Origin of the sequence: Roseivivax isoporae LMG 25204 (assembly GCF_000521865.1) — a bacterium.
Lineage (GTDB): Bacteria > Pseudomonadota > Alphaproteobacteria > Rhodobacterales > Rhodobacteraceae > Roseivivax > Roseivivax isoporae.
Map to the genome: position 1 here is coordinate 77,174 of NZ_JAME01000017.1, position 25,518 is coordinate 102,691.

Genomic DNA, 25,518 nt, shown 5'->3' on the forward strand with positions numbered 1-25,518 from the left:
GCCGCTACCACCAGTGCTCGACCTGGACCCCGACGTTGACGCCGTCGCGACCGTCATGCGCCGGCGCGATCCCTGCGCGTTCGGCATCCGGATTCCAGGCGGCGGTGGTGGCGTAGAGCCGTACCGCCGGACGGTCGAGGAAGTCCGGCCCAGGCTTCCACTCGAGCGCCGCGGTCAGCTTGCCCAGCGTCCGGTCGCCGCCCGCCTCGGGCACCACGTGGTCGATGCCTGCCTCGACCGCGAGGTAGAGATCGCGCCCCAGCCCCCAGACCGGCCGCATGCCGACCGAGTACCAGTTCCGGTCGTCCGACTGCCATTCCGCGACGCCCGTCGCCATGATCGAAAACGCGTCCGAGGCGTTCCAGGTGTAGCTGCCGACCGCCCGCAGGGCGCGGTCGCCGTCCTCGGCCTCTGCATTCGAGACGTAGGACAGCGACGTGCCCGCGCCGAAGCCAGCCTGCCCCGCCAGCATGATCTCGGCGCCGTTGCGCGCGCTGCGGGTCCAGAGCGCCGTGACCATTGCGCCGCCATCGTTCGGCAGGCCGTCCGCGTCGGGAAGGCGCAGGTCCATCCCCACCGTCAGCGCGCCGTCGCCGCCGCCTGCCGCGATGTCGGCAAAGCGCAGGTCGACCCGGTCATAGGGCGTGTCGTCGAGGCTCGTCTCGAGGTCGAAGGCGCTACCGGTGAAGTAGGCCACGGACATGCTGGACCAGCCGAGATCCACGTCGGCCAGACCGAGGCCGAGACCTGTCCCGTCCCAGAAGTAGAAATCGTTGATGTGCACGTCGTGCCGCTTGTAGAATCGCTGGCCGGCCCAGATCTCGGCCCCCGAGAACGCGCCGCCGGCAAAGCCCTCGAGACTGATCCACGTTTCGGCCGCGACGGTGTCCACGTCGTCGAAATCGTTGAGCTCGGTCGCGGTCAGCGCCCCGCGCAGGTGCAGCCCGAGCCGCGGGCCGTCGCGCGGGCCGAAGCTCAGATCGACGCCCGGCTCGACGTAGGTCTCGCACTCGTTGCCGAGCCGGTACTTGCTGCGCGCGCCCGGCAGCTGGAAGCAGCGCTGCGCGTCTCCGCCGCCGCGCCAGCCCGCGCCCGCGCGCAGGTAGCCGAACGAGGTGATGCGCACCGTGTCGCCGTCGTGGACGTTCGCCGCCTCGTCCTGCGCCGCCAGTGCGCCCGGTCCTGCGGCCGCCGCGAGCGCGGCCAGGGCGGCCGCCGCCATGGGCTGTCTCATGTCTTTCCTCCCCGGATTGGCCCGAAGCCCCGGAAACCTCCCCGCCGCCGATTGTTCCCGAGGGCCGGCGGCGCGATCGGGCGGCGTTGCATCGGGGTCAGCCCGGCCTTGTGCGGAACGCGCTTGAAATCCGCGGTGCGGCATCGCAGGTAAGGCCTCAGGCGGGGACGACCCCGCCCGGCCCTTGCGGTCGCCACGCGGGACGGCCCGACGAAAGTCAGGAGATCTTCGCATGCGCACCACCGCAGACCGCATCCGCCAGGCCATCAGCTTCGAGATCATCGGCCTTCTGATCGTGACCCCGCTCTTCGCGTGGCTCTTCGATCACGGGCTTGGCGAGACGGGCGGCGTCGTCCTGATCGGGGCGACCGCGGCGACCGCCTGGAACTACCTGTTCAACCTCGGCTTCGACCACGCGCTGCAGCGCCATCGCGGCACGGCGCAGAAGACGCTGCCGCTGCGCGTGCTGCACGCGGTCCTGTTCGAGACCACGCTGCTCATCATGCTGCTGCCGGTCTTTGCCTGGTGGCTCGACCTGTCGCTCGTGGAGGCCTTCCTGATGGACCTGTCGTTCGCGGCCTTCTACATGGCCTACGCGTTCGTGTTCACGTGGGTCTACGACACGCTGTTCCCGCCGCAGGGCACCGCCCCCGCGCGCTGACGCTTCCCGGACCTTCCGATCCCGAAACCGATGACGCCCGCGCGGACAGTCCGCCGCGGGCTGCCTCATTCCTGCGCGATGCGCGCGGCGCGGTGCATGTCAGTTCGGGATCCGAAAGAATATCCTTGATAGTATACTATCGGTCAGGCAGCGTTCCCTCCAAGCGCGGAAGACCGCGCACCAACAGGGAGCACAGCATGACAAAATTCAGTGCCACCGCCCGCGCGGGCGTCGTCGCGGTTCTGACCATGGCCGGCGCCGCCGGCGCGCAGGACCTGCCCGACACGCTCGTCATCGGCACCGAGGGCGCCTATCCCCCGTTCAACTTCACCGAATCCGACGGGTCGGTCACCGGCTTCGAGGTCGATCTCGCCAACGCCATGTGCGCGCAGATGGAGATCACCTGCGAATGGGTGACGCAGGACTGGGACGGCATCATCCCCGGCCTGCAGGCCCAGAAATACGACGCGATCATCGCCTCGCTCTACATCACCGACGAGCGGCGCGAGGTCATCGCCTTCTCCGACAAGTACTACCAGGTGCCGTCGCGCTTCGTCGTGCCCGAGGGCAGCGCGCTCGAGATCTCGGCCGAGGGCCTGTCGGGCGCCGTCGTCGGCACCCAGCGGGCCACGAGCTTCGAGCGCTACATGAACGCCAACATGCCCGACGTGGACCTCCGGCTCTACGGCACCATGGACGAGGCCTATCTCGACCTGACCTCCGGGCGGCTCGACGCGGTGATCGGCGACGTGGTTGCGATCCAGGACGGCTTCCTCGGCACGCCCGACGGCACCGGGTTCGAGCTGCGCGGCCCGGAATTCACCGATCCCGAGTTCTTCGGCTACGGCGCGGGCGTCGGCGTCCGGCAGGACGACCAACACATCGCGGACGCGTTCTCGGACGCGATCGAGGCGCTGCGCGAGAACGGCACCTATCAGGACATCTCGGAGAAGTGGTTCGGCCTCGACGTCTACGGCGGCTGACCGACCGGGGCCGGGCCCGACCGCCCGGCCCCCTCTCACGACCCCGACCGGCGGATGAAGAGGTACGGATGCCCGACCTGCAGGGATATGGCTGGCTCCTGATCGACGGGCTGATGCTCACACTGGGCGTCGCCGTGGCGTCGATGATCGGCGCGCTCGGCGTGGGCCTCCTGGCCGCGATGGGCAAGCTCTTTGCCCCGCGCGCCGGGCGGTTCCTGATCGAGGCCTACACCACCTTCGTGCGGGGCGTGCCGGAACTCGTGCTGCTGCTCCTCATCTATTACGGCGTCCCGACGCTGATCCAGAACGTCGCGGCCGGGTTCGGGCTCGACTGGTCGCTGTCGATCAATCCCTTCGCCGCGGGCATCGGCACGCTGACGCTGATCTACGCCGCCTTCGCCTGCGAGGTGTTCCGCGCGGCCTACCTCGCCCTGCCTCCGGGCCAGCGCGAGGCGGCCTATGCGCTGGGCCTGAACCGCGGGATCACCTTCCGCAAGGTCGAGCTGCCGCAGATGATGCGCCACGCCCTGCCCGGGCTCGGCAACGTGTGGATGGTGCTGGTGAAGGCGACCGCGCTCATCTCGATCATCCAGTTGCCCGAGCTCATGCGCAATGCCGACATCGCGGCGCGCTCGACCCGCCAGCCGTTCACCTTCTTCTTCGCGGCCTGCCTCCTGTATCTCGGAATCACGCTCGTCTCCATGTGGGGACAGGCGCGCCTCGAACGCTGGGCCGCGCGCGGGACCCTCGAGGCGCGCAGCTGATGGACTTCGTGAACGAGAACCTGCCGCGCTTCCTCGGCGGCGCGTGGCTGACGGTGCAGCTGGCCGCGATGAGCTGCCTGATGGGGCTCGCCCTCGCGCTGCCCCTCGCACTCGCCCGGTTGTCCGCGCGGCGCGCGGCGCGCGCGGTCTCCACCGCCTACGTGTTCTTCTTCCGCGGCACGCCGCTCCTCGCGCAGCTCTTCCTCATCTATTACGGCAGCGGGCAGTTCCGGCACGCGCTCGACGCCGTGGGGCTCTGGACGTTCTTCCGCGACCCTTGGTTTTGCGCGCTGCTGACGCTGACGCTGAACACCGCCGCCTACACCTCGGAGATCCTGCGGGGCGCGATCCAGGCGATCCCGAAGGGAGAGGTCGAGGCCGCGCGCGCGCTTGGCCTCACCGGGTGGATGCAGCTGCGCCTGATCGTCCTGCCGCGCGCGATCCAGATCGGCTGGCCGGCCTATGCCAACGAGGTCGTCTACCAGATCCAGGCGACATCGCTCGTGTCGATCATCACCGTCATGGACATCACCGGCGTCGCCCGTGCGGTCGGCGCGCGCGACTTCACCTTCTTCGAGGCCTTCGGCCTTGCCGCGCTCCTCTACCTCTGCCTCGTCTACGCCTTCCTCTTCGGCGCACGTCGGATCGAGGCGCGCCTCAACGCCCACCTGCCGCAGGCACGCCGCCCGCGCGCCGCGGGCGCCGGAGGGCTGACGCGATGACGAGCGACACGCGCGACCGCACCGAGGCGCCGAAGAAGCGCGGCGTGCTGCGGGAAAAGGCCTTCCTCACGCTCAAGGAGGCGATCCTGAACGGCCTGCTCCAGCGCGGCGAGCGGCTGTCCGAGGCGCGGCTCATCCGCGAGTTCGAGATCGGCCGCACGCCGCTCCGCGAGGCGCTGAACCGGCTCGAACGCGAGGGGCTGGTGGTCAGCCAGCCGAACAGCGGCTACAGCGTCGCGAACCTCGACATCGACGCGGTCTGCGAGCTTCTCGTGGTGCGCGAGGGGCTCGACGCCATGGCGGCCGAGATCGCCATCGAGACCGCGACTGACGCGGACCTCGCCGACCTCGCTCGCGTGATGGACGAGATCGACGCGCTCGATCGCCGCCACGCCCGCACGCCCGAGGTTTATGCCCGCGAGCTGGAACTGGGCCTCGAGGTGCACGAGGTGATCCTGGCGGCGACACGCAACGCGGCGCTGATCGAGATCACCCGCCGCGTCTACGACCAGCTGCGCCTCGCGCTCTGGGTCGAGGTGCGCTGGGTCGACCAGTGGACGCTCGCCGTCGCAGAGCACCGCGCCATCGTCGAGGCCATGATCGCCCGCGACACACCCCGCGCGATCGCCGCGGCCCGCGCGCATGTGAAGTCCTCGCGCGAGAACATGCAGATGATCCGCGAGATCGCCAGCGCCCGCCGCACCGGCGGCGCGCGGCTGAAGATGCCGCGGCAGTAACCCCGACACCACGAGGCCTCGATGCGCGACTTCCACTTTCCCGGCCGTTCCGCGGTCCATGCCGTCAACGCGATGGCGGCCTCGTCCCATCCTCTGGCGACCGAGGCGGCGCTGCACGTGCTGCGCGACGGCGGCAGCGCCATGGACGCGGCCATCGCCGGTTCGGCCGTGATGGCGGTGGTCGAGCCGCAGATGACCGGGATCGGCGGCGACTGTTTCGCGCTCGTGGCGCCCGCGGGGCACGGGGCGGTGGTCGCGTTCAACGGTTCGGGGCGCGCACCCGCGGCCGCCACGCCCGAGGCGCTGGCAGCCGAGGGGCTCGACGCGATCGCGATCGATTCCGTGCATTCGGTCACCCTGCCCGGCGCGATCGACGGCTGGTTCCGGCTGCACGCGCGCTTCGGCCGGCTCGACATGGCGCGGCTCCTCGCGCCCGCGATCGCGCAGGCCCGCGACGGCTACCCGGTGCATGCCCGCGTCGCCGCCGACTGGCGCCGCGCCACGGGCCATCTCGCGCGGCGCGACGCGACGCGTGCGGCGTTCCTGCCGGGCGGCCGCGCCCCGGCCGAGGGCGACCTGCACCGCCAGCCCGCGCTCGCGCGCACGCTCGAGACCATCGCGCGGCAGGGGCCCGGGGGGTTTTACGGCGGCGCCGTCGCCGCCGCGATGACCCGCACCCTCAGGACACATGGCGGGCTGCACACCGAGGAGGATTTCCACGGCGTTGCAGGCGACTTCGTGGCGCCGCTCTCGACGGGGTATCGCGGTCGCACGGTCCACCAGGTGCCGCCCAACAACCAGGGCCTGACCGCCCTCATGATGCTGAACCTGCTCGAGCGCTTCGACGTGGCGGCGCTGCGCCCAGGCTCGGCCGCGCGGCTGCATCTCGAGATCGAGACCGCGCGGCTCGCCTATGCCATGCGCGACCGTCACATCGCCGAGGCGGGTGCGATGCAGGTCGATCCGCAAGAGATCCTGTCCAAGGACCTGGCCGCGACGCTCGCCGCGCGCCTCTCGCCCGACACCGCGATGACAGATGTGGAGCCCCTCGGCCTGCGGACCTCGGACACGGTCTACATGACGGTCGTCGACCGGGACGGCTGCGCCGTCAGCTTCATCAACTCGATCTTCGACAGCTTCGGCAGCGGCATTCTCTGCCCCGAGACCGGCGTGCTCTTCCAGAACCGCGGCCATTCCTTCACGCTCGACCCTTCCCATCCGAACGTGCTCGCCCCGGGCAAGCGGCCCATGCACACGATCATGCCGGGCATGGTGACCGAGGACGGCCGCCCCGTCCTGTCCTTCGGCGTGATGGGAGGCGATTATCAGCCCATCGGGCAGGCACGGGTCATCTCGGCGCTCTGGGACCACGGCATGGGCCTGCAGGAGGCGCTCGACATGGCACGGGTGTTCCCGCAGGACGACGCGGTCGAGATCGAGCGCAGCGTGACGCCCGACGCCGCCCGCGGCCTCGCCGACCGCGGGCACACCCTGCGCGTCGCGACCGATCCCCTGGGCGGGGCGCAGGCGATCCTCGTCGACCACGCCCGGGGCATCCTGACCGGCGCCTCCGACCCCCGCAAGGACGGCCACGCGGCAGGCTACTGAGGCCGCGGCGCCCGGCGTCGCAGGCCCGCGCCGGAAGCGGTCGTCGGCGACGCCGTGGTCACCCGTGCGAGGCGGCCTTCTCGATTCCGCGATCGATGGACACAGCGACGATGAGCAGGAGGCCCGTGACGATCAGCCGGGCCTCGTTGGCGACGCCCATCAGGTTGAGCCCGTTCGAGACCGTCGCGATGATCAGCGCCCCGAACAGGGCACCGACCACGCGACCGCGTCCTCCGAACAGGCTGACCCCGCCGATGACGGCGGCGGCAATGGATTCGAGCAGAAGGGCGCCGCCCCCGACACCGCCGCCAGAGGAGACCGAGACGCCGAGGATCCGCGAGGCCGCGAGGATCCCGCCGAACGCGGCCATGCCGCCGGCGATGGCGAAGGCGGCGATCTTGATGCGCTCGACCTTGATGCCCGCGCGGCGGGCGGCCTCGGCATTCGCGCCGATCGCATAGAGGTGCAGGCCGAACCGCGTCTGTCCGGCCAGGTACGCCATGACACCCAAGAGCAGCGCGAACAGGATCACCGGCATCGGCAGGCCGCGCTGTCCCTCGAGGAAGAGCAGGATCGCGATCATCGCGCCGCCGATCAGTGCCGTGGGAGTGACCACCGAGCCGAGTAGCGATGTTGGCAGCCCCTCGGCCTTGCGGTCGCGCAGGTCGGCCAGGCGGAGGCAGGCGATGGCGACAATGCCCGACAGCACCAGAAGCCACGCGGCCAACCCGCTGACATATGTCGCGGCCAGCCGTTCGACCCCGGTGTTCAGGAGGTTGTACCGCCCGGTATTCGGCAGCAGGAGCAGCTGGATGCCGTTCAGGACCAGCCCGACCCCGAGTGTCACCACGAAGGACGGAACGCCGATCAGCGTGATCCACCGGCCCGACGCTGCGCCGATCGCCACGCCCGAAAGGACGCCCGACAGGACCGCGAGCGGGATCGGCAGGTCGGCATCGACAACGAGTTTCGCCATCAGGACCGAAGCGATGCCGGATGTGGCGGCGACGGAGAGGTCGATCTCTCCGACCAGCAGGACGAACACCAGCCCCAGCGCGATGATTCCGGTCACGGTGGCCTGCACCAGCAGGTTGTTGAGGTTGCGCGAGGTCAGGAAGACGTCGCTTTCGGCGGCGAAGAAGACGAACAGCGCGACGAGGCCCAGCGCCACGGGAACGAAGCTCAGTTCGCTGCCCAGACGTTCCCGCAGGCCGCGGCGGGACAGCGAGACCGGCTGCGGCGGGTTCACGGAATGCGTTGACATGGCACCTCTCTCGCGGTCATCCGGCCGCATTTATCGCCTCGTTGCCGCCGACCATGGCGTTGACGACCTGCTCGCCGGTGACGTCGGAACTGTCGAAGCCGGCCGCGTTGCGGCCGAGCCGCAGCACTTCGATACGGTCGGTGTTGTCGAGCACGAAGTGATGGATGTCGTGGCTGATGACGAGAACCGCGAGCCCCTGCCCGGCCAGGTCGCGCACCAGCTTTCCGACTTGCGCGGCGGCGGAATGGCTCAGCGCCGCGGTCGGCTCGTCGAGCAGCACGACCTTCGGCTCCCACAGGATCGAACGCGCGATCGCGATGTTCTGGCGCTGTCCCCCGGACATCGCCCCCACGTTCCGGTCGAGCGCGATGGAATCGAGCCGCATGCGTCGCAGCACGTCCTTCGACCGCCGCTCGGCACGCGCGCGTTTCAACCGGAAGCCGGTCCACCACGGTCCGACCTCCTCGCGCCCCAGGTACAGGTTTTGCACCGCGTCGAGATTGTTGCAGAGTGCGAGATCCTGGTAGACGGTCTGCACTCCCATGGCCGCGACCTCTGCCGGGCCCGAGTGGTGCACCTTCCGGCCCTCGAAGAAGTAGTCGCCCCTGTCGGGACGGATCACGCCGGCCATCGTCTTGACCAGCGTCGACTTGCCGGCACCGTTGTCGCCGACCAGGGCCACGACCGTGCCGGGCACGAGATCGAGCGAGACGTCGGTCAGCGCCTTCACGCCGCCGAACGATTTGGATACGCCGCGCAGGCTCAGGATCGGCGCGTCGGGCTCATGGGCCATGGGTCCTCCTCCCCGGGTTCGGGTCCGGCGGCACGGACGCCGCCGGGCGCCGGATCACATGTTCTCTTCGCAAATGGCGGCATCCCCGGCGCCGTCGCAGACCTGGTCCCAGGTGTAGAGGCCGGACTCGACGACCCTGCCGACGGTGTCGACGGTGACGTTCTCGACCGGCAGGAACGCCGCGGGCACCTCCATGAAGGTGTTGTCGACCGTGCCGTTGATCCGGTCGCCCGACAGTTCGGCGCCTTCGAGGATGTCTTGCGACAAGTCGGCCGCGGCGTCTGCCATCACCCGCAGGTCCTTGAAGATGGTGTTGTCCTGCCAGCCCTGCACGATGAACTGAACCGCTTCGATGGTCGCGTCCTGGCCGCCGGTCACGACGACCTCGCCCTTCCCGAAGCCCTGGCTGATCAGCGCGGCGACGGCGCCGCCGGTGGTGCCGTCGTTCATGCCGAGAAACATGTCGACGGCGCCGCCGGAGCGTGTCAGGCAGTTCTCGGCGAAGGACTGCGCCTCGACCGGATCCCAGTTGGGCGTGTAATCCTCGCAGACGATCTCGACCTTGCCGGCTTCGATCAGCGGATCGAGATGTTCGTTCTGCCCCTGCTCGTACATCCGGGTGCCGTATTCGCCCTGGTTGCCCTTCACCCGCGCGACGCGGACGGTGCCTTCCATGCCCGCGACGAGCTCGGCGGCCCGGGCACCCTGCGCCTGTCCGACGGCCAGCGCATCGAACAGCACATGTGCCTCGGCCTTCCCGCCGATCGCGTCATGCTCGTAGAGGAGCACGGGTACGCCGGCTTCCTCCGCGGCGCGCAGCGCGCCCGCGGCGAGGTTGGCGTCGGAGGCGGTGTAGACGATCAGGTCGGCCCCCTGGGCGATCGCGTCCTCGACCAGGCGCTGCTGCCGCGTCGGATCGCCCTGTCCGTTCTGCACGATGACCTCGGCGCCGGGCATCCGCTCCGCCATCGCGGCGGCGTAGAGCGGGGCATCGCGCCTCTCGAAGCGGATGGTCGTCGAGTTCGGCAGCATGAAGTAGACGGTTGGCCCGTCCTGCGCCGCGGCAGGCGCGGCAAGACCGCAGAGCGTTGCAAGCGCCGCCGTGCCGGTCAGCGTGATCCGTTTCATTCCATCTTCCTCCCCATGTTGCGCACCGTTCAACCGAGTGGTTTCGGCAACGGCGTCGCCTCGTAGCAGCCGACCACGCCGTGATCGAAATCGATGACCGAGCCGGTCATGATGCCGCTTTCCGGACCGGCAAGGTGCGCGATCCAGCGTGCGACCTCGTTCATGTCGAGCAGCCGGCCGGCCGGAAGCTCCTTGCCGGCCTGTTCCTGCCACCCGTCCGGCATGTCGTGGAACGTCTTCTGCGTCACGTCTTCGGCCGGGGTGTCCATCCAGCCGATGGCGAGCGCATTCACGCGGATGCCGTGGCGGGCGAGACTGAAGCCGGCATTCTTCGTGGTGGCGATGAGCGCCGCCTTGGACGCGGCGTAGACCGCCAAAAACGGCACGCCGCCATGTGCGGTCACGGTCGCCACGTTGACGACCGATCCGGGCTTGCCCCGCGCGATCCAGTGGTCCGCGGCGTGCTGGATCAGGAAAAAGGGCGCGCGGGCGTTGATGTCGAAAGTCCGCTGCCAGAGAGCCGCGTCGCCGTCGAGGATGCCGCCCCGGTCGGTGATCCCGGCAGAGTTCACGAGGATGTCGAAGCTGCCGAATTCCGCGACCGCACGTGCGATGAGCGCCCGGCAATCGTCCAGGTCCGAAAGGTCGGCCCGGTGATAGACCACGCGCGCCCCGGCGGAGGACAGCTGCCGCGCCGCGCTCTCGCCGGCCTCGGCGTTGCGTCCCGAGATCACTGCGCCAGCCAATCCCCGGCGCAGCATGGTGCGCACAGCCGTGAGTCCAAGGCCCTGGGTAGAGCCCGTCACGACCGCGACCTTGCCCGCGAAGACCCGGTCGGGCGGCTGGTCCACGTCAGATGCGGCGTGGGTGGCGGCATCGCCGAATGCGCTTGTCTCGCCTGCCATGTCAGGCTCCTTCGTAGCTGAGGGTGACGGGCCGGTTCTCGCGATGGGACCGCAGCGCCGCCTCGGAGAGCATCAGAGCGCGTCGCCCGTCCTCGAACGTAACCGATGGCGCCCGGCCGGAGCCGAGCATGTCGATGAAGTCGCGGATCTCGGCCTCGTAGGCGTCGGCGTAACGTTCAATGAAGAAATGCAGCAGCGGGTCGCGTGCCGCGGTCGCCGCGGCGCCGTGCCGGGAGACCTCGCTCGGTCGATGGTTGTTCGACCGCACCATGCCCGTGGCTCCGAAGGCCTCGACCCGCTGGTCGTAGCCGTAGGTGGTCCGGCGCGAATTGTTGATGTGCACGAGCGCGCCGGATTCGCTGCGCATCACGATCATCGCCGTGTCGACGTCGTCCAGCTCGGCAAAGACCGGGTCGACCCGGTTCGCGGCCATAGCGTAGACCTCGACGATTTCCTCGCCGAGAACGAAGCGCGCCATATCGAAATCGTGGATCGACGTGTCGCGGAACAGGCCGCCACAGGCTTCGAGGATGGGTCGTGGCGGTGGCGGACCGGGATCGCGGCTGGTAATGACCAGAAGTTCGAGCGCACCGATCTCGCCGTCTGCGACCGCCTTCCGGACCGCACCGTGGCTCGGGTCGAAGCGGCGGTTGAAGCCGAGCTGGATCGGAACATCCCGGCCCCGCAGCGCCTCGCGGCACTCCTCGACGCGGGAGAGATCGACATCGATGGGTTTCTCGCAGAGGATCGGCCTGCCTGCCTCTGCCGATCTGAGGATCAGGTCGACATGGGTGTTTGTCGGCGAGGCGATCAGCACCGCGTCGACATCCTCTGCGCCGAGGATCGCATCGATGTCGCTTGACGCCCGGGCGCCGACGGCCTCGGCCGCCGCCGCGGCCCGCCCAAGATCGAGGTCGTAGCACCACGTCACCCGCGCATCCGCCTGCCGGGCGATGATGCCCGCGTGCATCGCCCCGATACGTCCCGTCCCGAGTACGGCAAACCGAACCATGCAAAGCCTCCCTGCCAGCCGCTTTCCGCGGCCTCGTCCTGTCGGAGAGCATCGCCGGCCGGTCCGCCGCCGGAAACGTCCAATCTGTCCACCCTGGAACGAATGTGCTGTTAACCTTTGGGGATTGCAGGAAGTCGTGAGATGCACTGGGGGAGCCCACAGCGAAAGCCGGTCCCATTTCGTCCAGAATGAAACAAAATGCGCGTACCGCGCCCGAGGCCAGCCTCGGCTACAAGGAGATGTCCGGCCACGAACTCTCCCGTTTTCTGGACTTCGTCGCGCGGATCGGAACGGAGACCGAGACCTGCCTCGGCATCGGCCCTTTGCGCGAGATGCCGGTGATGGTGCAGCTCTTGCGCAGCCATATCGAGGGACGGCTCGAAACCCCGTCGTCGCTGATCGCCAGTTCGGGGCTACCTCGCGGCACGGCGCACCGGATGATCGAGGACATGGTCGAACGCGGGCTCATCCATCGGCGGCCGCGCACCCGTAGCGGCAAGACCTACTCGCTGCATCCGTCGCCGGACCTGATCCGACAATGGCTCGACTACGCACGGCGCATGAAGTCCCTCGTGGGCACCGCGTTCGGGCTGCCGCAGGGCACCGAGTACTTCTTTGGCGCGTCCTACCTTTCCGGCTCGATCATTCCGCCGTTGCCGGTCATGCGCGAAAAGCTGGACCTCAAGGGGGGCCTCCGCCTGCTGCTGCACGCCGATCCGGCCTTCCTTGCGATGCAGAAGGTGAAGCAGCAGTTCGAGATGCATTTCGGCACGACGATCGAGGTCCGCGCGCTGTCGATCGACCGGCTGAGACGCGAAATCCTCGAGAATGCCCGCAGACCGCACTCGACGGTCGACATCGTCACCTGCGACCTCGCCTGGATGGCCGAACTCGCTGACAAGGGCGCGCTGCACCCGCTCTCCGATCTCGTGGAATCCGAGACGGATCTGGCCGACTTCCATCCCGAGGCACTGAATTCCGCGCGTCCGGGCGGCGTTCTCTACGGGCTGCCGGTGCAGACAACGCCGGAGCTCCTGATCTACCGGACCGACATCTTCGCCGAACGCGGCCTCGCCCCGCCCCGGACGCCCCGGGAGGTGCTGGCAACGGCGCGGGCGCTGCACGATCCGGTTTCCGGGCTGAACGGGATCTGCTGGAACGGCGCCCGCGGCACGCCCGTCGGGACCACCTTCATGATGCTGATGGCGGATTTCGGTCAGCCGATCCTGAACCTGCCGCATACCGCCGCCGGCTTCAGCGACCAGGACTTGCAGCCCCACCACCGGCGCCCGATGCTCGACACGCCGGAGGCGCGGGAGGCGGCGGATTTCCTGATCGAGCTCCTGGCCGTGTCGCCCGACAACGTGCTGCAGATGTCATGGTACGAGCGGGCGCAATGCTATTTCCACGGCCGGGCGGCGATGGCCTACAGCTACACCCAGATCATGCCGATGTTCGAGAACGACCCGACATCGCCCGCGCATGGCCGGACGGGATACGCGCTGCACCCTTCGGCCGAAGGCGTCGAGAGCATCGCGCCGCTTGGCGGCTGGCATCTCTGCCTGCCCGCCAATCTCCGGGAGAACCGCCTCGCCGCGTCCTGGCAGGCAGCGCGAACACTGACCTCGCCGGCCGCGACCAAGCTCTACATCGAGAACGGGTCGCTGGTGAGCTCGCGCTTCTCGGTCTGCAACGATCCCGCCGTCGCCCACAGCCGGCCGATCATCCCCGTGGTCGACCGCTTCGCACGGGCCGGCAAGCTCAAGGCCTGGCCGCGGCCGGCAGTGCCGGAACTCAACGACCTCGTGCGGATCCTCGGCGAGGAAGTGCACACGATGCTGTTGCGCAACAAGATGCCGGCGGCCGCCCTGCGCGACGCACAGGCGCGCTGCGAGAAGGTGATGCGCCTCGGCGGGCGATGGCGCTGACCCCGCGGTGGCCTATTCCGCCCGCAGGTGCGACGCGGTGAAGTCGACGAAGGCGCGGATCTTCGGGGCGAGCAGCCTGGCGTGCGGGTAGACGATCTGGATCGGGACCGCCGGCGGCATGAACCGCTCGAGCACCGGCACGAGCCGGCCGTCGCGCACCTGGCGCGCCACCATGTAGGACAAGACGAGGCAGATGCCGTCGCCCCGTTCGGCGGCGTCGATCGCGGCGGCGGCGTCGTTCAGGCGCAGCCGGGGCGACAGCGCGATCGTCGCCTTGCGGCCACTTCCGGCGGTCAGGGACAGATCCTGCCCCGGCATGAGGCCCGAGAACGCGATGATGTCGTGCGCCTTGAGGTCCTCGGGCCGCTCGGGCCTGCCGCGCCGCGCGAGGTAGTCGGGCGCCGCGACCAGCAGGCGCCGCGTCTGGCCGACCCGCGCGGCGACGAGCGAGGAATCGGGCAGCGCCCCGATCCTCACCGCCACGTCCACGCCTTCGTCCACCAGGTCGACGACCCGGTCGAGCAGGGTGACCGACGCGGTGAGCGCGGGCTGTTCCCGAAGGAAGGCCGAAACGAGGTCGACGAGGTGCAGCCGCCCGAACATCACCGAACAGGTCGCGGTCAGGTGCCCGCGCGGCGCCGAGGACGCGCCGCCCGCGCTCCGTTCCGCGGCCTCGATCTCTGCCAGCAGGCGGCGGGTGGTCTCGACATAGCGCACGCCGGCCTCCGTCAGGCTCAGGCGGCGGGTCGTGCGGTTCAGGAGCCGCGCGCCGAGCCTGTCCTCGAGCGCGGCAACGGCCCGGGTCACGGCCGGCGGCGACATCCCGAGCTTCGCCCCGGCCGCCGCAAAGGCCCCGGCATTGGCAACCGCGACGATGACCTCCATGGCGCGCAGGCGATCCAAACCGTTCTTCCCGTTTGCGGAACGAACTCTTGTCCAGTCCCTGCAGTGTAGCACGCGGCCGATGGGCGCAGGACATCCATTCTGTCCCGGCGCGCCGTCAGTCGGCGGACCGGATCGAGGGGCCCGACTGCATGCCCTGACCGGAACCCGCGATGCCCGCGCGCCCGCGCACGCTTCGCCAGAGCGCGCGGCCGAGATGGAGGTGCTGCGCGGTTTCGAACGGACACCGCTGACGAACGCCACCGCGGGAAGCCGCCGTCGGTGGCCTGCGCAATTTCGAGTACTGGACCAGCCAGGCCGGGCGACTTCTGTTCGAATACGGCGGGAACCGGACGCGCCCCCGGGCGACACGGGTCCACGCGCTGCTCAACCTGGCGTTCCACGACGCGGGCGTCGCCTGCTGCGACGCGAACCATGCCTACTGGTCCCTCCGTCCTGTACAGTTCGATCCGGCCTTCCAGACCGTCTTCCGGACGCCAAACCATCCGACCTGTACCGCGGCGCATGCGTGCTACTCGACGTCGGCGCCGGTGCTGGCGCACCTCTTTCCGGGCGACGCGGAGGTGCTGACGGCGCTCGGTCACGCGTCCGGCAACACCCGCGTCCGGGCCGGCATCCACTTTTCCAGCCACGTGGCCGCCGGACGCGAGATCGCCGACGAGGTGGACCGGCGCGCCATCGCACTCGCGCGCGCCGACGGGTCCGGCTTCTGACGGGGGCCGGCCGCCCGTGGACCGGACACGCGGGCCGCGCGACGGACCGAAGGCCGCCCGGGGGGCGCCTCCTGCTCTCCGGCGGTTCCGGGTCGCACGGCGCCCCCGATCCGACATCCGCCCTTCTCCCGCGACCATCCGGAATGCGAGATCCATCTTGACCGGCGGGCGCAGCGCGTCTGTTCTTCGATCCGGAAGCTGTCCCGGAGGAGGCGCCCGCGCGTGCGGGCGGCTGCCCGAACGGAGGCATCCGCCCCGGCATCTCCGCGCGCTCCTCAGGTGTCTCGAGGTAACCCGCCATGATCGACAGGCAGCCGACCTACCGCTTCCAGCGCGTGACCGCAGACAGCAGGTGCGAGCGGTCGATCATGTTCTCGGACAGCGTCGAGCTGGTCCTCTCCCACAGTCACGGCGTCCTCACGACCGAGCTGGTGACGCTCGGGTCGGAGGGGCCGACGCTCGGTCGCGTCCTGTCCACCGGTCACGCGATCGCGCTCCGCGAGGCGGAGACCCTGACGGTCCTGCTGCCGCGCGAGGGGCGTCTCGACATCCGGATCGCCGGCACCGAGTACGCGGTGCCGGCCGGAACCGCGATGGCCTTCCGCCCGACGGAGCGCCACACCGTCGCCCGGCCCGGCACTCCGCACGTGCCGAAAACGCCGGCGGGCCCCGGCTCCGATCCGCGTTTCGCGGCCGCGACGCTCCAGGTGCCCATCGCGCGCCTGCACGACCTCGCGCGCGCGGCCGAGACCACGGCGGACACGGTCTTGCGCCGGGACGGGATGGACCTGGCCGGCGAGCCCGGCCAGCTGCTCGGCCGCACCCTCCCCCGGTTGATCGACGACCTGCTCCGGCCACCGGCGGGGTCCGTTCCGCCGCGGGTGGCCGAAGAGATCGGGGCGCTCGTCGACGAACAGCTGTGCGGCCTCATCGGTGCGATGGCGGCGCGGACAGCCTCACGCCGCATCTTTCCCGCCTATCACCGCGTCCGCCAGGCGGAAGAGATCATGCACGCCGAGAGCGACAACCCGGTGTCGATGCTTGCCATCGCGGCCACGCTCGGCGTCAGCCTGCGCAGCCTGCAGCTCGCCTTCGCCGAGGTGCACGACGGCGTCAGCCCGCGCGAGCATCTCATCCGCATCCGGCTCGACAAGGCGCGCCGCCGGCTGCTGGACTGCGCCCGCGACGACAACGTGACCTCGGTGGCGATGGAAAGCGGCTTCTACCACCTGAGCCGCTTCGCCCAGGCCTATGCGCGGACCTTCGGCGAGAAGCCGAGCGAAACGCTGGCACGCCGGCGCCGATGAGGCGACGGCCGACGGCGCCTCAGTTCATTTCGACCCAGTCCTCGAGGGTGCCATCGTCGGCCACGGTGCAGGCGACGCGGCGCGGCCCGTCGGATTCCTTCATGATGATCTCGTGAAAGCCGGGGCGCAGGGCCGAGACCTGCTCGATCGTCACGGCACGACCCATCATGTCGGTGCAGGCACGCTGCGCCGCCCGCGGCACGCCGCCGACCGCATCGCCGTGATGGCCCTGGTGCCCCTGCAGGCTGATGCCGAGGAATGACCGGCCGGAATCGTACTGGCATTCGAACAGCGTCAGATCCGACCCCGAATCGGGATATTGTCCGTAGACATGGTAGGTTCCCCCCGACCGCTCCACCGGCAGGGTCAACACGTCGTTCATCATGACGCCGAGTTCGGTGGCCGCGGCCTCGGCGCAGTGGGACGCCATGCCGGCCTCCACCACGACCTGGGCAGGGACCGGCAGTGCCGGAGCGAGGAACAGCGCGACGAGCGCGGGCAAGACGGCGGGGCGACGGCTGGGCATGGGGCTCCCTCTGGGCTCTCTGTGTCCGGGCGCGGGACCGGCTTCCTGCGCGCCCCCGCGACGCGATCCTGAGGGGCCGGGGGCGCAGCCCGCTATCCGCAACGCGAAACGACATCGCGTCCGCCGTTTCGTCTTTCGGATAGCGCGGCGCCAACGGGCGCGTAGCCTCAGGCACGCCCCGGCCAGCCCGATCGAAGGAGCCCCCTCTTGCGCCGCGTCTGCCTCCAGCTCCCGCGCCTTGCCGCCGCCATCCTCGCGCTCGCGTCCATCAGTGCCGCGCAGACGCTTCCGGTCTTCGAGGTGAGCGAAGCCGACGCCCGCCGCGGCAGCGTCATCGAGGGGATGCTGACCGGGGAGGAGGCTGTCGACTACCGCGTTGCCGCTGCCGCCGGGCAGGTCCTCGCGGTGGATCTGTCGACCTCCAACGCCGCGCTGTCCTTCAACATCCTGCCCGAAGGGTCTGAGGAGGCGCTGTTCATCGGCTCGGTCCTCGGCCCGGTCGCGGACGTTCCCCTGCCCCGCGACGGCACCTACGTGGTGCGCCTCGGCCTGATGCGCAGCGCGGCGCGCAGGAACGAGACCGCGGAATACGGGCTCGGCATCCTGCTGCGCGGGGCCGATGTCGCCGACGGCCTGGCCGGAGGGCCCGACTGGTGGCAGGTCGCGGACCCGGGCGGCGACGGCACCCTCGAGGTCCACGCGGGCCCCGACACGCGGTACGCCGTGTCGGGCCTCACCCGATCCGGCGACGTGCTGCAGAACCGCGGCTGCCGCCTGACCGGAACGGTGCGCTGGTGCAGCATCCGCGTTTCCGGCTCCGGCCTGCAGGGCTGGGTCGATGGCCGCCACCTGACGGAAACCGCGGCCCCGCCTGCGCCCGAGATGCCCGAGGGCGGACCGGCCGGAAACGGCGTGCCCTTCGACGCGACGGGCCTCCTGCCCTGCGCCCCGACACCCAAGGCGACGCCGGGCACGTGTCCTTTCGGCGTGGTGCGCGACGGGCCGGGAAATGCCGGCATCTGGATCGCGCTGCCCGACGGGACCGAGCGCCACATCCTGTTCGAGAGCGGCGCGCCCGTCACCGCCGACAGCGCCGCCCCGGTCCGCTTCGCGGTCACCGGCAACCGCTTCACGGTCGATGTCGGGGAGGAGCGCTACACCATCCCCGAAGCTGTCATCTCGGGGGGATGACGGCAGCGTGGCCGCCCGTCTCCCGACACGCGCGCGGTGACGCGCGCCCGCACCATCCCGCCCTTCAGAGAGGAGAAGAACATCATGCCCAGACGACCCTTCGCCCTCGCGGCCGCCGTCATGGCCCTGCCCCTGCTGGCAGGTTGCCTCGAGGACCCGGTCCAGACCACGGCGCCCGGCAACCCGGACGAGGCAGTGGCGCGGCAGGCCTGCATCCGCGACGTCCGCGCGACGACAGGAAATCCCGACGTCTCGGTTGTCAGCTCGTACTTCTCCGAGGCGGGAACCGAGGTGAACCTGCGGGTCGGCCCCTCGGGCACGTGGCGGTGCATCGGCTACCGCGACGGCACGACCGCCGGCATCCAGTCCACCACCGACGAGGGCGCCCTCTGAGACAGCAAGTCCCGCGGGTCGTCGGCCACTTCCCGACCCGCGGGCCGAGGCAGACGGGCATGCGCCGGCGTCCTAGCGGACGGGCGTTCTGCTTTCCGAGACGAAGGCCGCGACATGCGCCGCGATCCGGTCCGCATCGTGGTCCAGCGTCGCGACATGCCACGACCGCCGAAGCCATACGAGCCGGATGTCGTCCGATGCGACCCGCGTGGCGATGTGTCTCGCATTCTCCGGCGCCACAACGTGATCCGTCCGCGATTGCATGATCAGCAGGCGCTGGCGGACAAGCGGCAGAAGGGCTCCGGTCGCGTTTGTCAGCACGACGCGCTGCATGCACGTCAGCTGCGGGACGCGCTCGCAGGGAACCTGATCCGGGCTTCTGGCGTGATGGCTGGGGTGGTAGGATCCCCAGCTGGACAATCGATCCAGCGCAAGTATCTGATATCTATGTAAATGCGGTATCCGCACCTCGTTATGTGATGCAGTTCTGTTGCACAATGCATCGCGTGTCAATAGACAGGCGAACCCCCTCTTATCTCTCTGGTGAGACGTTCCTGTATCCACCTTCTCGTCAACGCGCACGGCCTGCCCATGAGAACGGAGATCACGCCGGGCCAAACGTCGGACTACGTCGGCTTCGATCTGGTGATGGCCGACAACCTGCCCGTTCCGAGCGTCTTGCTGGCCGACCGGGGATACGACGCGGACGGCATTCGCAGAACCATGGAGCAGCGCAATGCATTGGCAGTGATACCAATGCGGAACTCTCGCAAAAGGCGCGTCGGCGTGGATCGCTCCCTCTACAGGCTGCGTAACTTGGTCGAACGCTGCTTCAACAGGCTCAAGAATGCCCGCCGGGTCGCCACCCGTTACGACGAGACTGCGGCGAGTTTCCTGGGCTCCATCGACATTACGTCGATCCGGCTTTCGCTCCGCCTTTTGTCAACATGACCTAGATCGAGGAAATCGGGCTCAAGTTTGGCGGGTCAGAGAGGCTAGCCCGTCCAACTTCCTCCTTCGTACCCTCGATCCTTTTCTTACCTGCCAGATCCAGCGTCGCCCTTATCGGCCATCCGGCGCTCGTATTTGCGGATGGCCTTCTCGAGCAGGTCGGCAGGGCTGTGCCCGGCCTCGACGGCCAGCGCGTGAACGCTGAAGAGCAGATCCGCGATTTCCTCGGCCATGTCGTCCGAAACGACCGTCGGCCGATTGCCGTATCCAGAGGACTTCAGTGCCTCCTTGCTTACCTCGCCGAGCTCACTCGAGATGTCGAGCAGACGCTCTTCGATCCGACAATTCAGGCCGTGCGCGTCAAGGAAATCCGCCACGGGATCGTGTGCTGTCGTCATGAAGAACCACTCCTGAATTCATGTGCGGAAACTGTTTCTTGTATTCGTCGCCACGGCAACCGCGACGACCCTCCGGCGGTCTGCAGCCAACAAGGTCTTCGACCATCGACAGGCGCAGGTCCGCGGTTCCAACCGGGCAACGACATTGACCCAAAGGCTTGGTGTCACGTGCCGCGCAGGTCAAGAAAGCTTGGATTGCGTCGTCGACAGGAATGGTTTCGGCCAAGCGTTCGTCTCGCCTCCAGCGGCGTTCCCGAGATACGCAGGGGACGCCTTGACGGTGGCTCGACGTCACTTCAGCCAATTATTCCGATGCTCTTCGGCGAACTCTCGAAATGAACCGGGCGCTCGGCCTGTCAATTCCGTGACGCCGTCGGTCGTTCGATCCTCGATGCCGCTGCAGATCGTTTCGTCGAGCGACGCGAGAATGTTTGCGTAATCCGATGGCAGACCCTGCGCCTTGAACCGATTGGTCAACTCGGATTTGGAGAGCGAGACGTGCCGGATCGTGCGACCGGCCACGTCCGACAGGATGCCCGCAGCATCATCGTAGCCAATGGCCTCGGGGCCGGTCAGGATCCGCTCGTCGTTGAGCGGTTCCGCCGAGACCAGGCAGGCAACGGCCGCGGCGGCGATATCGTCAGCGTCGATGAAGCCCACCCGAGCGCGCCCTGTGGCACTGTAGATCGCATCTTCATCACGAATGGTGCGTGCATGAGCGCCATCGGAAAAGTTCTGCATGAACCACGAGGGCCGCAGGACTGCCCATTCGGGGGCGGTGTGGGCCAGCCAGTCATGCACTTCGCCCATCATCGGTCCACCTCGCTCGATCAGGGAGGAACTGAGCAGGACGAAACGATCCACGCCGCGCGCCATCGCCTCCTCAAGAATGGGTCGCATGACATCGAGATGATCGGTGCGATCCGTCGGCGCGACGATATAGACCGATGAGCAGTCGTCGATGGCCGCTATCGAGGCCGAGTCTCCCCAGGCAAAGTATCGGTCTTCGGGGTTTACGGGACTGCGAGTGCCAACCACGACGTCGAACCCGGTCGTGCCGAGGCGCTTGACGACCCGCTGCCCTGTCTTTCCCGTGCCGCCGATAACCAAAATGCGGTCAGCCATAAAGCGCATCCCCCGAGAAAGACTGCGCAGCGGCGTGCGCCCCGCCGAGCGCCGAAAGCACGACGAGAGGATTCCAGTAGTCGCGGTACCGAGAGATGCGGCCATCGCGAAGGACAACTACGGAGATGTAATCCTGGTCGTACGGCAGCCCCGTGGCGACACCCCGGCCCTGACAGGAAAACTCCAGCACCACGGTTTCTCCGGCGGGATGGACTGCGTGGAGCGTGAAGTGGGCCAACTCCAGCATCGGACCGATCCGCGACAGGTGATCGGCGAGGGCTGGCAGGCCTTCCAGCCGCCGGGGTAGGCCCTCGGGCGCATAGGGAAACTCGAAGACGACGTCATCGGTGAACAGATCCGTTAACTCGGACCCTGCCTTAACCCGGTCGTCAAGCGCACCGCGCAGAAGACCTGAAAAACTGTCGAACTTGTCCTTCATGAGAATGGCCCCTATGGTTGGAACGGAAGCGTATCGACCAAATAGGAACACCACGAATGGAACGCAACCGTTCCGACGAAAAATCTCGGCGCAAGCCGTCCGGCGCGGCCGTGCAGCGCGCGGATCTGACCGAAGCGCTCTATCGCGCCTTTTTCGAGGAATGGGCCGAGCGCGGCTTTGGCGCACTGAGCCTCGAACGGGTCGCGGCACGCGCCGGCGCCGGCAAGGCCGCGATCTATCGGCGGTTTCCGTCACGCCTGGCCTTCGCCGAGGCGGCAATCTCGGCCCTCGGTGTGCGGATCGCCTTGCCGGAGGCAGAGCACCCGACGCTGGAGGAAGACATCTTCGCCCTGTTGCTTCGAGCCCGAGCGGTGCTGCGTCATCCGCTCGTCCGCCGGATCCTCCCGGATCTCCACGCAGAAGCAGCCCGCTCGCACGAAATGCGCGCGATCAACGACCGCGTGGCCGAAGCACGCCGCAAGCAGGCCGAGCAGGTGCTGGAGCGCGCCGTTCTCCGGGATGAGCTCCCCGCGCGGATCGACAGGGAACTTGCACTCGACCTGCTCCTCGCGCCGCTCTACTGGCGTATGGTCGTTCGCGGTGTAACGCCTTCCCGCGACGACCTGGCATTGCAGACCCAAGTGATAACGGCGGGTCTGAAGGCCGCAAACAGGCACCACGCGTCACTGTAGGACGTGCATGATCGCATCTCTCTGAACGCCGCCCGCGGCCAGCGCGTCATCCGTGTGTCGTCAACACTCGGTTGACAAGCATCGGTGATCCGTTGCTGGTGCGTCCGCCCCTCGATCTTCAACCTCTTCGTCAATTTGCGCCGGCGGACGGGGAGGCTGCGGCCCGGAGTTCGACGCCTGGCGCATCGAGCCCGCACTGCGAGAGCGTAAATATCTCGTATCCCTCTGCGGTCACGCCGATCGAGTGTTCGAACTGTGCGGACAGCGATCTGTCACGGGTCACGGCCGTCCAGTCGTCTGCCAGCATCTTCACCTCGGCGCGACCCAGATTGATCATGGGCTCGACCGTGAACATCATGCCCTCACGAAGTTCGGGCCCGGTGCCCGGGCTGCCGAAGTTCAGGATGTTGGGCGCATCGTGAAAGACCTGGCCGATGCCGTGGCCGCAGAATTCGCGCACGACAGAGCATCGCTCGGACGCCGCGTAGCTCTGGATGGCGTGACCGATATCGCCGAGACGCGCCCCGGGCCGCACCTTTCCGATCCCCCGCATCATTGCCTCGTGAACAATGCGGACCAGGCGTTCGGCGGCCCTGCCCGGCGTTCCAACCGCATACATCCGGCTGGAATCCCCATACCAGCCGTCCAGGACGAGTGTCACGTCGACGTTCACGATGTCGCCGTCCCGCAGCCGCTTGCCGTTTGGAAAGCCATGGCAGACCACATGGTTGACCGACGTGCAGCAGGCGTATTCGTAGCCTTTGTAGCCCAGCGTCGCCGGACGCGCGCCGTGCATTGCAGCAAAGTCGAGGACAAACGCGTTGACCTCGGAGAGCTGGGTTCCGCCCCGGATCAGCCCGGCCACCTCGTCGAGACACCTTGCCGTCAGGGCTCCGGCACGACGCATGCCGGCAAAGGCATCCTCGCCATAGAGCTTGATGCTCTCCGTCCTTCTGGCGCTGTGGGCGGGAGGCGCGACAGAAACGTCGATATAGCGATCCAACAGATGTCCTTTCCGACGGACGCGGCGCGAGGGTGCCAGCGTTCGATTGACGTATGCCGATCCGGCATATATGAAGTATATACGAATCGTATATCCTCAAACGGGAGCGGTGTGAATGGGTATCGTGAAGATTGCCGACGACCTGCACGAGGAGCTGCGCAAGTCGAGCGGCGTGATGTGCCGCTCGATCAACGCTCAAGCAGAGTTCTGGATGAAGGTCGGGATGCTAGCCGAAGCGAACCCGACCTTGTCATTCACCGAGATCATGGCGCGGCAACGCGAGGCGGCCGATGTCCACGCGCCCGTTATCGATGCAGCCTGAGACAGCAGGCTTCATTCGTTCGTTCGCAGAGACGCGTTCAACACGCCTGATCGTGCGAACAGCCAAGCGAAAGTGACTTTACGCCCTCGTCGGACCAACACCACGGGATTTCAGGCGCCGCCATGCCTGGTCCTGCCGGGCTCGCAGCCTGCTAGGTTTTGGTGCCCGGCCCCGTGCATGGTGCATCATCGGCCCTCATGGGCGCATTCCGCAACGCCGCAAAGCGACGTTCGAAATCCTGCGCCAGGCTCTCCACGCTGATCTCGGCAAAGCGCGCCAACAGGTGCGCCTCGGCGTCCCGCAACGCGCTATCGAGTTGCGCGTCGACCGCCGTCTCGACGAGACAGTCCGCCGGTTCCGCCCCGGTGCCCACGTTGAAGAGCGGCGGGCGGCCCACGGCGTAATAGACGTCGCGCAATGTGATGTCGGCCAGCGATCGAGCGAGTTGCCAGCCGCCGCCATGCCCCTTTTCCGACGTCACGACCCCTCGTTCCCGCAGTCCGGCCATCATGCGCCGCACGACAACCGCATTGGTCGAGACCATGACCGCGATCTGTTCCGACGTCGCGCGCGGCACATGCCGATCAAGATGGATCAGGACGTGCAGCATTCGGGACATGCGAAGGTCGCGGGGCATCGGGTTCTCTCTTTGGCTGACAGTCGCCTCTAGCACCCCTCACGCAACAAGAAAAGTTCCGTGTCTTGCGGGGAGCGGTCGAATCACGTAACTCTGAAAAATACGATTAGGCAGAAGCAGGAAACGTCATGGACCACGATGTCATCATTATCGGTGGCAGCTTTGCGGGCCTTTCGGCCGCGATGCAGCTTGCCCGCGCGCGGCGCTCGGTGCTGGTCCTGGACACCGGCACCCCGCGCAACCGCTTCGCCGCGACGTCACACGGCTTTCCAGGACAAGACGGCCGCCGCCCGGCAGCGATCCGCGACGACCTCGTGCGAGAGCTTGCCGCCTATCCCACGTTCGAGATCCGCAACGCGAGAGCAAGTGCAGCGGCGCGCCACGGCGAAGGGTTCCGCATCTCGCTGGACGACGGAACGATCCTGGCCACCCGCCGGCTCGTCCTTGCCCACGGTGTTCGCGACACGCTGCCCGAACTCCCGGGCCTCGCCAAGCGCTGGGGCGTCTCGGTCCTCCACTGTCCCTATTGCCACGGCTACGAGCTGGGTGGGCAACCCGTCGGCGTCCTCGCACAAGGCGAAACGGCGCTGCACCAAGCGATGCTGCTGCCGGACTGGGGACCGACCACGCTATTCACCCAAGGTATCTTGCTTCCGACCGCGGAGCAGCGCGCAGCGCTTGCAGCTCGCGGGGTTGCAATCGAGGACGTCGCCGTCACGGAGCTGGTGGGCGCCGGCACCGGTCTTGACGCGGTTCGCCTTGCCGATGGGCGCGAGACTGCGCTGGCAGCCCTCTTCACTGCCCCGCGGACCGCACCGTCCTGCGATCTCGCCGCGCAACTGGGATGTGCAACGAGGGACGGACCGACCGGTCCCCATCTTGCAGTCGACGCGATGCAGGCAACCAGTCTACCCGGCGTCTTCGCCGCCGGCGATCTGGCGAGCCCCATGCCGAACGCGACGCTTGCCGCGGCGGCGGGAGTGATGGCGGGCGGCGCGGCGCACCGCTCGTTGATCTTCGATCCGGACCTCACCGCCGGAGCCTGACATTAAGTTGCCGGGGTGGCTCGAGGCAGGTTTGGCGCCCGACGCCGTGGTCACGCGCACATGAACACGGCGGCTGCCCTGCGGCATTGTCCTGCGCGGTCGTTGGCCCCATGACCTGCTCCCTTTGGAGTCC

At 68.4% G+C, this 25,518-nt stretch carries 28 protein-coding genes and 1 pseudogene; 15 read left to right on the forward strand and 14 right to left on the reverse strand.

Annotated elements, in window-relative coordinates; genetic code table 11:
• Window positions 1-4: 4 nt before the first annotated feature.
• On the reverse strand, window positions 5-1,234 hold the full coding sequence (locus RISW2_RS12260; RefSeq protein WP_084615375.1) for a carbohydrate porin: 1,230 nt from the start codon (window positions 1,232-1,234) through the stop codon (window positions 5-7).
• Between the two features lie 232 nt (window positions 1,235-1,466).
• Between RISW2_RS12260 and RISW2_RS12265 the strand changes: the two genes are divergently transcribed.
• From RISW2_RS12265 to ggt, 6 genes are all read left to right on the forward strand, one after another.
• Window positions 1,467-1,895 (forward strand): PACE efflux transporter, encoded by a 429-nt coding sequence (locus tag RISW2_RS12265; RefSeq protein ID WP_043771473.1) that lies wholly within the window; start codon window positions 1,467-1,469, stop codon window positions 1,893-1,895.
• 197 nt (window positions 1,896-2,092) lie between these two features.
• Window positions 2,093-2,878 carry a lysine/arginine/ornithine ABC transporter substrate-binding protein gene (locus RISW2_RS12270; RefSeq protein ID WP_043771476.1) on the forward strand — a complete coding sequence of 262 codons (786 nt, stop codon included), beginning with the start codon at window positions 2,093-2,095 and terminating at the stop codon, window positions 2,876-2,878.
• 68 nt (window positions 2,879-2,946) lie between these two features.
• Window positions 2,947-3,642 carry an ABC transporter permease gene (locus tag RISW2_RS12275; RefSeq protein ID WP_043771478.1) on the forward strand — a complete coding sequence of 232 codons (696 nt, stop codon included), beginning with the start codon at window positions 2,947-2,949 and terminating at the stop codon, window positions 3,640-3,642.
• Window positions 3,642-4,364 carry an ABC transporter permease gene (locus tag RISW2_RS12280; protein WP_043771481.1) on the forward strand — a complete coding sequence of 241 codons (723 nt, stop codon included), beginning with the start codon at window positions 3,642-3,644 and terminating at the stop codon, window positions 4,362-4,364. Before RISW2_RS12275 ends, RISW2_RS12280 begins: the two co-directional genes overlap by 1 nt.
• On the forward strand, window positions 4,361-5,101 hold the full coding sequence (locus RISW2_RS12285; protein ID WP_051491991.1) for a GntR family transcriptional regulator: 741 nt from the start codon (window positions 4,361-4,363) through the stop codon (window positions 5,099-5,101). The genes RISW2_RS12280 and RISW2_RS12285 overlap by 4 nt, the downstream gene beginning before the upstream one ends.
• A gap of 21 nt (window positions 5,102-5,122) precedes the next feature.
• Window positions 5,123-6,709, forward strand: a complete 1,587-nt coding sequence (gene ggt / locus RISW2_RS12290; protein WP_043771490.1) for a gamma-glutamyltransferase — start codon at window positions 5,123-5,125, stop codon at window positions 6,707-6,709.
• A gap of 58 nt (window positions 6,710-6,767) precedes the next feature.
• Here ggt and RISW2_RS12295 read toward each other — a convergent pair whose 3' ends face one another.
• From RISW2_RS12295 to iolG, 5 genes are read right to left on the reverse strand one after another with little or no spacing between them, the layout of a single operon-like run.
• Window positions 6,768-7,973, reverse strand: coding sequence for a sugar ABC transporter permease (locus RISW2_RS12295; RefSeq protein ID WP_043771491.1), 1,206 nt, complete (start codon window positions 7,971-7,973; stop codon window positions 6,768-6,770).
• A gap of 16 nt (window positions 7,974-7,989) precedes the next feature.
• A complete protein-coding gene (locus RISW2_RS12300; RefSeq protein WP_043771493.1) occupies window positions 7,990-8,766 on the reverse strand; it encodes an ATP-binding cassette domain-containing protein in 777 nt (258 codons plus the stop codon).
• Between the two features lie 54 nt (window positions 8,767-8,820).
• A complete protein-coding gene (locus RISW2_RS12305) occupies window positions 8,821-9,894 on the reverse strand; it encodes a substrate-binding domain-containing protein (RefSeq protein ID WP_043771496.1) in 1,074 nt (357 codons plus the stop codon).
• 29 nt (window positions 9,895-9,923) lie between these two features.
• On the reverse strand, window positions 9,924-10,799 hold the full coding sequence (locus RISW2_RS12310) for an SDR family oxidoreductase (protein WP_084615376.1): 876 nt from the start codon (window positions 10,797-10,799) through the stop codon (window positions 9,924-9,926).
• Window position 10,800: 1 nt separating this feature from the next.
• Entirely contained in the window at window positions 10,801-11,811 is a 1,011-nt protein-coding gene (gene iolG / locus RISW2_RS12315; RefSeq protein WP_043771497.1) for an inositol 2-dehydrogenase, read from the reverse strand.
• A gap of 188 nt (window positions 11,812-11,999) precedes the next feature.
• Between iolG and RISW2_RS12320 the strand changes: the two genes are divergently transcribed.
• Window positions 12,000-13,739 carry an extracellular solute-binding protein gene (locus RISW2_RS12320; protein ID WP_051491992.1) on the forward strand — a complete coding sequence of 580 codons (1,740 nt, stop codon included), beginning with the start codon at window positions 12,000-12,002 and terminating at the stop codon, window positions 13,737-13,739.
• A 12-nt stretch (window positions 13,740-13,751) separates the two neighbouring features.
• On the opposite strand, the gene RISW2_RS12325 is transcribed toward RISW2_RS12320, so the two are convergent.
• Complete coding sequence (locus RISW2_RS12325; protein WP_043771502.1) at window positions 13,752-14,642, reverse strand: LysR family transcriptional regulator; 891 nt, start codon at window positions 14,640-14,642, stop codon at window positions 13,752-13,754.
• Between the two features lie 530 nt (window positions 14,643-15,172).
• On the opposite strand from RISW2_RS12325, the gene RISW2_RS12330 reads away from it, so the two are divergent.
• On the forward strand, window positions 15,173-15,355 hold the full coding sequence (locus RISW2_RS12330; protein WP_043771504.1) for a phosphatase PAP2 family protein: 183 nt from the start codon (window positions 15,173-15,175) through the stop codon (window positions 15,353-15,355).
• A 299-nt stretch (window positions 15,356-15,654) separates the two neighbouring features.
• On the forward strand, window positions 15,655-16,662 hold the full coding sequence (locus RISW2_RS12335) for an AraC family transcriptional regulator (RefSeq protein ID WP_043771506.1): 1,008 nt from the start codon (window positions 15,655-15,657) through the stop codon (window positions 16,660-16,662).
• A gap of 19 nt (window positions 16,663-16,681) precedes the next feature.
• On the opposite strand, the gene RISW2_RS12340 is transcribed toward RISW2_RS12335, so the two are convergent.
• On the reverse strand, window positions 16,682-17,188 hold the full coding sequence (locus RISW2_RS12340; RefSeq protein WP_156943839.1) for a hypothetical protein: 507 nt from the start codon (window positions 17,186-17,188) through the stop codon (window positions 16,682-16,684).
• 207 nt (window positions 17,189-17,395) lie between these two features.
• On the opposite strand from RISW2_RS12340, the gene RISW2_RS23535 reads away from it, so the two are divergent.
• Together RISW2_RS23535 and RISW2_RS12350 are read left to right on the forward strand one after the other, a co-directional pair.
• Window positions 17,396-18,379 (forward strand): SH3 domain-containing protein, encoded by a 984-nt coding sequence (locus RISW2_RS23535; protein ID WP_051491993.1) that lies wholly within the window; start codon window positions 17,396-17,398, stop codon window positions 18,377-18,379.
• An 84-nt stretch (window positions 18,380-18,463) separates the two neighbouring features.
• On the forward strand, window positions 18,464-18,772 hold the full coding sequence (locus tag RISW2_RS12350; RefSeq protein WP_051491994.1) for a hypothetical protein: 309 nt from the start codon (window positions 18,464-18,466) through the stop codon (window positions 18,770-18,772).
• Between the two features lie 72 nt (window positions 18,773-18,844).
• On the opposite strand, the gene RISW2_RS25480 is transcribed toward RISW2_RS12350, so the two are convergent.
• Window positions 18,845-19,105, reverse strand: a complete 261-nt coding sequence (locus tag RISW2_RS25480; protein ID WP_051491995.1) for an alpha/beta hydrolase — start codon at window positions 19,103-19,105, stop codon at window positions 18,845-18,847.
• A gap of 225 nt (window positions 19,106-19,330) precedes the next feature.
• On the opposite strand from RISW2_RS25480, the pseudogene RISW2_RS12360 reads away from it, so the two are divergent.
• A pseudogene (locus tag RISW2_RS12360) lies at window positions 19,331-19,723 on the forward strand (IS5 family transposase); the annotation flags it as partial.
• A gap of 86 nt (window positions 19,724-19,809) precedes the next feature.
• Here RISW2_RS12360 and RISW2_RS12365 read toward each other — a convergent pair.
• From RISW2_RS12365 to RISW2_RS12375, 3 genes are all read right to left on the reverse strand, one after another.
• Window positions 19,810-20,121, reverse strand: a complete 312-nt coding sequence (locus RISW2_RS12365; RefSeq protein ID WP_043771512.1) for a MazG-like family protein — start codon at window positions 20,119-20,121, stop codon at window positions 19,810-19,812.
• Between the two features lie 291 nt (window positions 20,122-20,412).
• A complete protein-coding gene (locus RISW2_RS12370; RefSeq protein ID WP_043771519.1) occupies window positions 20,413-21,246 on the reverse strand; it encodes an ergot alkaloid biosynthesis protein in 834 nt (277 codons plus the stop codon).
• Complete coding sequence (locus RISW2_RS12375) at window positions 21,239-21,685, reverse strand: nuclear transport factor 2 family protein (RefSeq protein WP_043771522.1); 447 nt, start codon at window positions 21,683-21,685, stop codon at window positions 21,239-21,241. The genes RISW2_RS12370 and RISW2_RS12375 overlap by 8 nt, the downstream gene beginning before the upstream one ends.
• Before the next feature lie 56 nt (window positions 21,686-21,741).
• Between RISW2_RS12375 and RISW2_RS12380 the strand changes: the two genes are divergently transcribed.
• Complete coding sequence (locus tag RISW2_RS12380) at window positions 21,742-22,377, forward strand: TetR-like C-terminal domain-containing protein (protein ID WP_043771525.1); 636 nt, start codon at window positions 21,742-21,744, stop codon at window positions 22,375-22,377.
• A 130-nt stretch (window positions 22,378-22,507) separates the two neighbouring features.
• Here the strand turns inward: RISW2_RS12380 and map are convergent, their stop codons facing one another.
• Entirely contained in the window at window positions 22,508-23,380 is an 873-nt protein-coding gene (map, locus tag RISW2_RS12385; RefSeq protein WP_084615377.1) for a type I methionyl aminopeptidase, read from the reverse strand.
• 115 nt (window positions 23,381-23,495) lie between these two features.
• Here map and RISW2_RS12390 point away from each other — a divergent pair, with 115 nt between their 5' ends.
• Window positions 23,496-23,702 carry a ParD-like family protein gene (locus RISW2_RS12390; protein WP_043771529.1) on the forward strand — a complete coding sequence of 69 codons (207 nt, stop codon included), beginning with the start codon at window positions 23,496-23,498 and terminating at the stop codon, window positions 23,700-23,702.
• Between the two features lie 151 nt (window positions 23,703-23,853).
• Here the strand turns inward: RISW2_RS12390 and RISW2_RS12395 are convergent, their stop codons facing one another.
• Window positions 23,854-24,339, reverse strand: coding sequence for an RrF2 family transcriptional regulator (locus RISW2_RS12395; protein WP_051491996.1), 486 nt, complete (start codon window positions 24,337-24,339; stop codon window positions 23,854-23,856).
• Between the two features lie 128 nt (window positions 24,340-24,467).
• Here RISW2_RS12395 and RISW2_RS12400 point away from each other — a divergent pair, with 128 nt between their 5' ends.
• Window positions 24,468-25,385: an NAD(P)/FAD-dependent oxidoreductase gene (locus RISW2_RS12400; protein WP_043771532.1), complete on the forward strand. Its 918-nt coding sequence runs from the start codon at window positions 24,468-24,470 to the stop codon at window positions 25,383-25,385.
• Window positions 25,386-25,518: the final 133 nt, after the last annotated feature.